The 9,177-nt window shown below is 60.2% G+C and carries 8 protein-coding genes and 3 pseudogenes; 4 read left to right on the top strand and 7 right to left on the bottom strand.

Annotated elements, in window-relative coordinates; genetic code table 11:
- Positions 1-539 precede the first annotated feature (539 nt).
- Positions 540-1,169: pseudogene (locus Q2941_RS49010) on the bottom strand (IS110 family RNA-guided transposase); the annotation flags it as partial.
- A 261-nt stretch (positions 1,170-1,430) separates the two neighbouring features.
- Between Q2941_RS49010 and Q2941_RS49005 the strand changes: the two are divergent.
- Both Q2941_RS49005 and Q2941_RS49000 read left to right on the top strand, forming a co-directional pair.
- Positions 1,431-2,033: a hypothetical protein gene (locus Q2941_RS49005; protein ID WP_458197161.1), complete on the top strand. Its 603-nt coding sequence runs from the start codon at positions 1,431-1,433 to the stop codon at positions 2,031-2,033.
- An 83-nt stretch (positions 2,034-2,116) separates the two neighbouring features.
- A complete protein-coding gene (locus tag Q2941_RS49000; RefSeq protein WP_458197160.1) occupies positions 2,117-2,332 on the top strand; it encodes a hypothetical protein in 216 nt (71 codons plus the stop codon).
- A 235-nt stretch (positions 2,333-2,567) separates the two neighbouring features.
- Here Q2941_RS49000 and Q2941_RS48995 read toward each other — a convergent pair whose 3' ends face one another.
- The 4 genes and pseudogenes from Q2941_RS48995 to Q2941_RS48980 form a co-directional block, all read right to left on the bottom strand.
- Positions 2,568-2,852: a hypothetical protein gene (locus tag Q2941_RS48995; protein ID WP_458197159.1), complete on the bottom strand. Its 285-nt coding sequence runs from the start codon at positions 2,850-2,852 to the stop codon at positions 2,568-2,570.
- A gap of 116 nt (positions 2,853-2,968) precedes the next feature.
- Entirely contained in the window at positions 2,969-3,205 is a 237-nt protein-coding gene (locus tag Q2941_RS48990) for a hypothetical protein (protein WP_458197158.1), read from the bottom strand.
- Between the two features lie 1,100 nt (positions 3,206-4,305).
- A pseudogene (locus Q2941_RS48985) lies at positions 4,306-4,560 on the bottom strand (transposase domain-containing protein); the annotation flags it as partial.
- Positions 4,561-4,616: 56 nt separating this feature from the next.
- Positions 4,617-5,099: a metallophosphoesterase family protein gene (locus Q2941_RS48980; protein WP_458197157.1), complete on the bottom strand. Its 483-nt coding sequence runs from the start codon at positions 5,097-5,099 to the stop codon at positions 4,617-4,619.
- Positions 5,100-5,212: 113 nt separating this feature from the next.
- Between Q2941_RS48980 and Q2941_RS48975 the strand changes: the two genes are divergently transcribed.
- A complete protein-coding gene (locus tag Q2941_RS48975; RefSeq protein WP_458197156.1) occupies positions 5,213-5,491 on the top strand; it encodes a hypothetical protein in 279 nt (92 codons plus the stop codon).
- Positions 5,492-5,877: 386 nt separating this feature from the next.
- Here Q2941_RS48975 and Q2941_RS48970 read toward each other — a convergent pair whose 3' ends face one another.
- On the bottom strand, positions 5,878-8,301 hold the full coding sequence (locus Q2941_RS48970) for a type IA DNA topoisomerase (protein ID WP_458197155.1): 2,424 nt from the start codon (positions 8,299-8,301) through the stop codon (positions 5,878-5,880).
- 90 nt (positions 8,302-8,391) lie between these two features.
- Here Q2941_RS48970 and Q2941_RS48965 point away from each other — a divergent pair.
- Positions 8,392-8,610, top strand: a pseudogene (locus Q2941_RS48965) (ATP-dependent DNA ligase); the annotation flags it as partial.
- Positions 8,611-8,711: 101 nt separating this feature from the next.
- Here the strand turns inward: Q2941_RS48965 and Q2941_RS48960 are convergent.
- A partial coding sequence (locus Q2941_RS48960) for a hypothetical protein (RefSeq protein ID WP_458197154.1) occupies positions 8,712-9,177 on the bottom strand: 466 nt, incomplete at its 5' end.

Below are 9,177 nucleotides of genomic sequence, written 5' to 3'. Positions count from 1 at the left end.
GGCCGCATAGCAATCCAGCGTGCGCCTGTTGAATTTACTTCCGCTTTGAAAGCATAGCGGACATCACCGGAATTTCTACCCGACCAGCTCAGTCGCGATTGACCCAATGTATGGTCCGGCCGTGCGGTGCAAGAGGTTCGTCGACCTGGTTGATGCGGTCTTGCATTACTGTATACGGCCTCTGGTTGGAGCGTGTGCTCCGGGCCACCATGGATATCAGCGCGCATGCGACTTGATTCTCGGATAAGCCTCGAACGGGCTAGTTGGGTCACCAGTGTTCGCAGGCGCCGGGAAGGCCGATCACTCCATCGTCGTCTCATCCTCTCGTAGACCTTGGCGGGCAGACTAAACTACATCATCGATAGCTCCTCATTTTTGCGCTGTTCCTTTGTTCGTGCCTAGCGGCCGTTCCTTTGTCCCGGCCTGCGCGTGCAGACGCGCCGCGCGCAGGGGCCGTCAAGGTTGGCCATCGCGCTTGTCTTGCCTCTCGCGTCCTGCTGCCAGGCCATGCCTTGACGGGCCCGAGCATGGCGCGAGGATTACGCTGGACGGGACGCCATCGCATCGGTCTTGACGCACGCGAAGGCGCGTCCCTTGTTGAGAGCCGCCCACGCGATGCGGGCGAGCTTGTTGGCGAGCGCAATCGCCAGTACGTTGCGGTGCAATCGCTTCTTGGCGGCTTCGATCCAAGATTTGCGGCCATAGCGCTCCCAGCACTTGACCCTGACTAGCACGACCCATGCGGCTTGCACGAACAGCGCGCGCAGGTAGCGATTGCCGCGCCTTGATATCTTGCCGAGGATCGTGCGGTCGCCGGTCGATATCTGCTTCGGCACAAGTCCAAGCCAGGCGCCGAAGTCGCGGCCTTTCGAGAACACGTCTCCAGTGCCGATCGCAGCCACCATTGCGCTCGAGATGATCGGGCCTATGCCAGGCACCGTCATCAGCCGCTCGCAGGCGTTATCTTGACGGGCCAGCGTTTCGATCTCGCTCGATAGCCCCTCGATACGCGCATCCAGCCGGCGCCAGTCGCCAGCCAGATCCTCGATGATGCGCAACATGCGAGGCAAGAGCACATCGGTGCGCGTCGCGAGGATACCCGACAACTCGGACCGCAGGGAATGCAGACCTTGCCGCACGGCGATGCCCCGCTCCAGCAGGAAGCGGCGGAGCGCCGTGAGCTGCCGCAATATGCGCAGCCGCAACCACCATATCCGCAGTCGCAGCTCTATCAGTCTCAGCCCCTGCCGCCGCCGGCTGCTGCACCGCAGCCCTCTCCAATGACAAGCTCCGGCAGGTCCGAGGGCGGGTAGCCATGACCGCTTAGCGGCCGCAGCCAACGGGCCGATTCTTTCGCGGAGTTCCGCACCGATGTCGAGGGCTTCGTCGCAGTCGAAATCGTCGAAGCCTGCACTGGTGACTATCGCGAGATGCTGCCGGCGGCAAACAACTTTTACCGAGCTTTCACTGATCCGAGCGGCGGCTCCGATGACAGCTTCGCGCTGGCAATCTCGCACAAGTCCGAGGACCGGATTATCATCGATGCCATTCGCGAGGCCCGACCGCCGTTCTCTCCTGATGCGGTGGTCGATGACTTCGCGGCGCTGCTGAAATCCTATCGTGTCAGCCGTGTGACCGGCGACCGATACGCCGGCGAGTTTCCGCGCGAGCTATTCCGCAAGCATGGCATCGCGTATGACTTGGCCAAGCAGACCAAGAGTGAATTGTTCCGCGATCTCCTGCCGCTTTTGAACAGTGGCCGCATCGTCCTGCCGCGCAATGATCGCCTTCAAGGCCAAATCGTTGGGCTTGTGCGTCGCACAAGCGCGGTTGGCCGGGACACTATCTCTCATCCCGACCGCGGCCACGATGACGTGGCGATTGCCGTTGCCGGCGCGGCGGCGCTCTCCAAATTTGGCGGATACGACACGAGCATGCGCTGGGTGTCGGGTGACTACGACGACAGCGGCGCCGCCTGGCAGCGCGTCCGTCTTCAAGCCTTCATCAACAGCGGGGGGCGCATCCGACTGTGACGGAGTTTTGCGCGTTCTCTCGCGCTGGGAGCGCCAGGCATATTGCGCAGACTCAAGCGATATTTAGCACACAAAGAGTTCAGGTGATCGGCATACCAGAACCTGTCAATCGACGTCCGGAAATTTGGACGCCGATTCACAGCCTCGGGCACGAGAAATTTGGCGAGAATTTTTGGGAACTGCAGTTCATCTGTTCGCGCGTGACGGCTCGCCGCTTGGCCTTGCCGATCAGCTTTGCGAGCCGTCGCTTGCGGTGCCAAAAGCAGGAGCGCGAAGGGCTATCGGCGTTCGCAATTTGAGGACGCGTGGCGCGCGTACTGCGTGGCGCGACGCCGTTGGTATGCCATGCCGGCGGACGTTCTGCAGAGCGAAATCAGTCCGGGGATTTTTCCGGAACTCAAGCCCCGGAATTGGCGGCAATGAAACGCAAATCCCGGCAATTGTTCAAGTCAAACAGTGTACTAACAATATTGCGCGAGCTGCTAATGTCTTTGAGCCGATCCGGCTGGCAATTCCTGTATCCCGAACTTAGCCTCATAGATCAGGTTGCAATTTCTGCGCCGGATCTTGCTCACGCGGTTCACGCCCCGACCGGAAGAACGCGCGGCACGCGGGTGAGAGCTGCGACTTATTGCGGATCATGCAGACTTTGATGCGATCGACATCGGGAATAAAGGCGTAGCAGAGTCGCAGCGCATCGGGTGCGCAGGCCTGCTGCTGCTCCGGCGAATAGGCGGCGCTCGCGTGAGGCCACGTCAACGCGGTGACCGCACCTGCCAACACCAAGCCAAGTCGAAAACCCCCGAAGACGATCGACATGATGATTCACCCTGTCTGCCCGAATTGTGATGCCTGGTGCTATCGAGGTCGGCTTTACCGCGGTGACCAGCCGCAAGGCGCTGCGCCGGCGTGAGGCCAAAACCTCTCGGTGATTATCACCTGAATTCTTCGATCAGCGTCCTCCAGCCGAGCGCATCGTTGCCCATCAGCAGCAAAACGCCAAGCGCTGCCAAGTGGTGTGGCAATTCGCAATCGGGACGGGCGCTCATACTGCTGACAAACGCGGCGACCGCGTTTTTAAGATCGTCGCGGTCGAGATAAGCGAGGGCTCGTTGCTTGCACCGCGCGACATATTTGTCGCGCGGCAGGTCAGTTATCAGGGAACGATCCATTTTCGCCTCCCCAGCCGATGACTGATTCCGGTAAGAGCAGGTTAAACGAAACAGATTTGACTTGTCTGTTAGAAAGGCGACACGCAGACGCGTTTTCAGTCGCAGTGTAGGAATTAGGACACAAACGCAAGCAGCCATCAGCGCGAGGCGCTCATTGCTCTACCGAGCGACACCATCTCTGGAGACACGACCGATTTTCTTCGGGCGCTTTGTCAGCGTTCCGTCCGCATGTATTCGCTGCGCTCAGAGACTAACCGCAAGTCAGGATCGGCATTCAATGAGTGGGCCGTTTCCATCCGTAGCGAACTGTTTTGAGGGCGCTCTGCTACGAGAACCCAGGCAATGATGCCAAAAGCGAACACGACCGCCGCTATGGTCCAAGGATCCCGCATCATGGCGTCCTCCTTTTTGCGGTTGGGTTAAGTGCGGCCCCAGCTGCAGGGGGAGACGAGCCATTCCAATGCGCCGGTGCGGCCGGCGCACAATTTAAACGCGTTCGTTTAGCTTTCAGTTCCACTGAGAGGCGAACGCTGCCGCCCCTCAAAAGCGGCCGACGTCAGCGCGCCAGGACGGTTGGCAGCACCGGATGCCTTGGAATCGTCTCGATCAATGTCACGTTGGCCTGAATGAATGGCGGCGCCCAAGCTACCGTTATGTTCTCCTGCCCCAAGTGCGGGGCGGGCTACCAAGCCACGCAAAATAAGCATCGACACCGATGTTACGGTAGTTTCGATTGCTGGGAATGCAGGACGGAAATTCTTTGCTGGGTCGGCCAGCATGACTACACCGCCTGGCAAGCCGTCTAAACGGTAGTGCCCTTTAGGCGGCTCAACCAATAGCCGATGACCTGTTCTCGCTGGAAGGGCCGCGGTCGCACAGCCTGTGTGAATTGCCAAACCGTGAATCGGTTTACCTTGCGGACTTCTCCCTAGACTGGGATCCGTCGCAAATGGCGGATCCAGCAGGTCGCCTTGCATTCGCCGAGGGTGATGCGCCTCACCGCTTTTGGATGCGCTCCCGCCCGTGCGCACAGGCGTGCACAAGGTATGCATCCGGCGACGACCCTGGTCAGGTCGGCTTCGGCGGATGGCTGATTGCGCTCAAGCAGCGTGAGCAATGTTCTGAGGGCGCCAGTTCCAAGGCAGAAGCTCGTTGATGCGCTTGGCGGGGTGATCCGGCAGGCGGGTCAGGACATCGGCGAGCCACCCCTGCGGATCGATATCGTTGAGCTTGGCGGTGGCGACGAGGGTGTAGATGGCGGCCGCGCGCCGGCCGCCCTCATCGGAGCCGGCGAAGGTCCAATTTCTTCTTCCCACGGCGACGGCCCGTAGCTCGCGTTCGGCGGCGTTGTTCGACGATCCGTCGTATATCCAAGCCATTCGCTGCGTCTAATGCGCAAAGTGGTGTTCGGCTACTTTGGTGCGGATGCAGTCGACGTTGTGAACCGCAAGCCGTCGCTGTTCACAAAGAACACGGGGCCGAGTTCGTCTGGGTCGAATGCTGCCGCGGTGAGGGGGCGACCGAAGCAGGCTCCTGTATCAAGATTGATGCGATTGGCTCGCGCATCAGGAGCACCGCTTGCTGTCGGCGTATGACCATGTACAACGAGGGCACCGTGCCAAAGCTCTGAAGACAAGAATGGCTCGCGTATCCAAAGCATGTCGTGTTCGGACTGAGCGTTGAGAGAGACACCCGACCGTATGCCTGCATGAACAAAGAACCGATTGTTCTCGAGCAGACAAAAGGGCAGCGATCTTATCCATGCCAGGTGATCCGCTGGTAGATCGGAAGGATCATCCAGCCCGTAAGCGTCCAATGTTGCCTCCCCGCCGTTCGCCCACCACTGCATCAGGTCAGCATCGGTGCGAGCCGGGTTCGCAGCCACGGAAAGCATGCTGTCATGGTTTCCCAGCAGGCAACGAAGTCGCCGCGGGCCCGTGGCCTGCTCTCTCATCAAATATGCAATGACTTCATCGAACGCGGGGCCTCGCCTACAAGAACGAATTCATGCTCAACGTTGCCTGCGCACCTTCCGCAGAAGTCAAGGAGGGTCCTGAGCTCTTCAAAGCAACCGTGGATGTCGCCTATTGCGAAAGTGAGACTCTTTCCCATGCGGTGTCTCCCATCGCGCATGTAGGTGGCACTGAGATCAAGTCGCGCAAGATCAAGACATCACTGTTACGGACATTCTCGCTAATGAGAGTGCGCAAGCTTAATGGCTTCCCTGCCGAAGAAGCTTGGTACCGGCGACATGATCAAGGTCTTGCCGCAGTGCGATCGCGTTAAGGTTGTTGTCTCTACGGATCGCGGCGAACAGGTCTACTCATGGGATAACTAACAATCGGCCGTATCGCTTGGCACTTTTTTAGGGAACGTTATCTCTAACGCCGCCGTCGATGCTATACGGCCGGTTCAGAAAGAAGTCTCGGTTTCCAGGAGCCGCCTCGGCGTACTGATCAATCGCGACAATGATCGCCCCGGCGAGCGCCTTGATCCATGGCGGGTTCTCGGCGGATCGTACCACTTCGGTTCTCGCACGTTCGGAGTACCGTGTACATGGATCCACGAGCCAACTGGAATGGCTTCCTTCGACTTTCGCTCGTCACCTGTCCGATCGCGCTGTACCCAGCCACCTTCGAGAGACGGAATACGATGTCTACATTCGCCGGACATCAAAGCCATCCGCGCTCGCTGAATGCAGAAAGATCAACTCCGGGCGGCGCATACCACCCCGCCGAGTCATAACGGGCGCCAAGCTTCATCGCGACGTCCTTGTTGCCATAAGGAATCCGCAGTGGTGTCCCGGCTACCGGATTTGGCTGGCCGGGAGTCGACGGAGCGCCAGCTTTGCGTTTCCGAGAACTCTTTTTCAGCCCCGCCGATTGTGGCGCTGCTGAACCAGCCGGCCTGTAGCCAGTCTTGCGACCGCGTTTGCGGCGCTTGGTGTCTCGGTGCGAGTCAATCCAGGCCGACAGGTCCGCCGAGTTGGCCTTGGCCTCGTCAGGAATGACAACGCCTTTCCCCTGCGCGATTCTCTTGGCGTACAACATCTGCGCCGGACTAACCGGTTTTGGTTCGAGCTTCCCAGTTGTTTCACCCTCGGCTTTCTTGGGTGCGTGTTCCTTCAGAAACGCGCTGCAGATCGATATCGACGTCTTGTAGCCGGGCGGAGGCTTGATGCCCTTCTGCCGGGCGAGACTGTCGGCAAAGCGCTTCATTGCAGGCGTTGGCGGATACGTTCCGGCGCCGTTGCCGACCACAGCACCAGGCAAGGGGGGCCCTCCGCTGGCGGCGCCGTCCTTGAGCTTGCCGATGATGCGCTGGGCGACATCGCACACGGCGTCAATCGCGCCGACCATCTCCTGCTTGCCGACAACGACATCGTCGAGCAGGCATTCAAGCTGCGCCGTCACGCCCGGATCGACCAGCGCCGGATCGGCCTGCTTGAGGACGCCGAACAGCGACAGGCCGGTCTCGGTCGGCACGATGTGCTTTCCTTGGGCAATCAGGAAACCTTGTTTCTTCAGCCCGCCGATGATCTCGGCCCGGGTCGCAGGCGTGCCAATGCCCTTGGCTTCCTTCAATCGCTCTCGCAGAACTTCATCGTCAACAAAACGCCAGGCATTCTGCATCGCCTCGATCAGGGTGCCTTCGCTGTAGCGCGGCGGTGGCCGGGTCTCCTTATCCTCGATTTTTGGATCCTGCAGTTGCGCGGTCTCGCCGTTGAGCAGCGGCGGAAGCAATTGCGCATCGTCGCCCTTTTCGTCGGCAGGTTGCCAGTCCGGGAATGCTGCGCGCCAGCCGAGATCGATGGGCTGACGACCGGAGGCGCGGAATTCGAAGCCGCGCACGTCGAGGGTTGCGGTAGTCTGCCGATAACGGAAGTCGGGCATCAGGGCGGCCAGGTAGGCGCGCGCGATGACGTCAAAGAGTTTTTTCTCGTCGGACGAAAGGCGAGGCCAGACCTCCCGCAGGTTCTCGACCGTATTGACGTTGGGAATGACGGCGTGATGGCTCGCGCCATCCAGCCCCTTGTCGTAGAAAGTGCCGCTCGCGCCTTTGCGGATGACCGGCGGATCGGGCACGGGGATCGCGCTGAACGATTGGCCCATCCGCAGTCCCGCCACGATCCACGGCACGTCCGATATCAAGCTCTGCGGCAGGTAGCGCACCTCGGCGCGAGGGTAGGTGATGATCTTCTTGCCCTGGCCGTCATAGAGTTCCTGCGCCACCTCGAGCGTCTTGCTGGCCGGCCAGCCGAAGCGCGATCCGCACAGTTTTTGCAGCGACGGCAAATCGTGCAGCTTGGGTGGTCCTTGCCGCTTGTCCTCGACGCGTACGCCAAGCGCACCCTCGAAACCTTGAGCGGCTTTGACGACGGTCTCGGCAACCTCATGCTTGCGGATTCGCTCCTGCGGCGCATGGCGCATCTGGAACTGGCCGCCGGCGACCTTCGCGGTGGCGACAACTTCAAAGTAGGCGATTGGCACGAAGTTCCGGATTTCCAGCTCGCGGGTGCAAACGATGGCCAGGGTCGGCGTCTTCACGCGACCCACGCCGATCACGCGGCGCGAACCCTGCCCAAGAATGACGGTCGCGGTGCGAGTGAGTGACAAGTTGTAGATCTGGTCGGCCTGCCGGCGCGCAACGGCGGCGGCGTAAAGGCGAGCATATTCGGCATTTGGTTTTGCCCGACCGAATGCGTCGCGGATCGTCTGTGAGTCCTGCGCGGTGAACAGTACCCGCATCACCTGACCGCGGTACTCGTAATGCTCCAGAATTTCCTGACCGATGAGTTGACCCTCGCGGTCGCAATCGGTGGCGAGCCAAACCCGCTTGGCGGTGCGCAGCGCCTCGCGAATGGCTTTGAGCTTGGCGGCTTTGTTTCCGCCCTCTGCCGGGCGAGTGCCGTATAGACCTTCGGGCCGCAGCAGGATCGGCGACCAGCGCTTCCAGGTCGGCACAACATCCTCAGGCTCAAGCAGATCGAATAAATGACCCTCGGCCGGAAGGATTTCTCCGTAACGAGAACCGACGGCGGCGCGGACGTCTTTGGCCTGGCTGGATTTCTCCGTGATGACGATCTGATCAGCCATAGCGGCTCGCTTGCGGGAATCGGTGAGCCGTGAGAACATATCGCGAACAGAATAGTCCCGCAAGCTTTACCCGACCCTGCTTTCGACGCGCTGGCGCGCCGGCCTGACGGCATCACCGTTGCGCCTTTCGAGCGCGGCGAGATCGGGCCGGACCTATTCCGGGCAGCCTGCCGCATGGGCCTGTAGGGGCTTGTGTCCAAGCACCGCGATCGGCCGTACCGAGGCGGTCGGCAGAAGTTCTGGATCAAGGCGAAAAACCGCAGCCATCCGGCGATCGAGCGGGTGTTTAGGCCCGCCGGCGTGAACTGACGGGCCATCGCAAAGACGTCGCGGCTTTGCGAAAGCAGATCTCCTCAACTCGACTCGCCCACCGGCTTTCCCTCCCATAGGCTGCTGTTTCACAATTACAGCTAACGGGTAGCGAGATGGCGGAAAAAATTGATATTGCGGTGACGGGCAAATCGCAGTTTGAAGTTGCCCACGAGATGGCGAGATTCATTCTCATAAATATGGAAGGTCGTCAGGCGAAAAGCATAAAGCGGCAAGAGTTCTTGCATTTGGTAGCTGACTGCATCGAGGCCTTGCGCGGCATCAAGGTCAAGGAAATCGTCAGCTAAAAAGAGAGACTGGCGCTCCTGCTTGATAGGCGCCACCCGCCGGGGAACGCGGGACCGAAGCCACATGCCTCCCGGAACAATCAGTGAAACCCGGGCGTGTATCCATTTTTGATACACGTGATCAAACAGGGTACAGCCAACGAGAGGGCGTTGTGCATACCGAAAACCTAAATCCTGAGGTTCGGTGATGAAGTCCGCCCAGGATGGCAAGTGACCTGACCACACCGGTTCGCTGAACTGGGCGAGAAACGGGCGCATC

Source organism: Bradyrhizobium sp. UFLA05-153, assembly GCF_054185185.1.
This window is presented reverse-complemented; position numbering and strand designations above follow the sequence as displayed.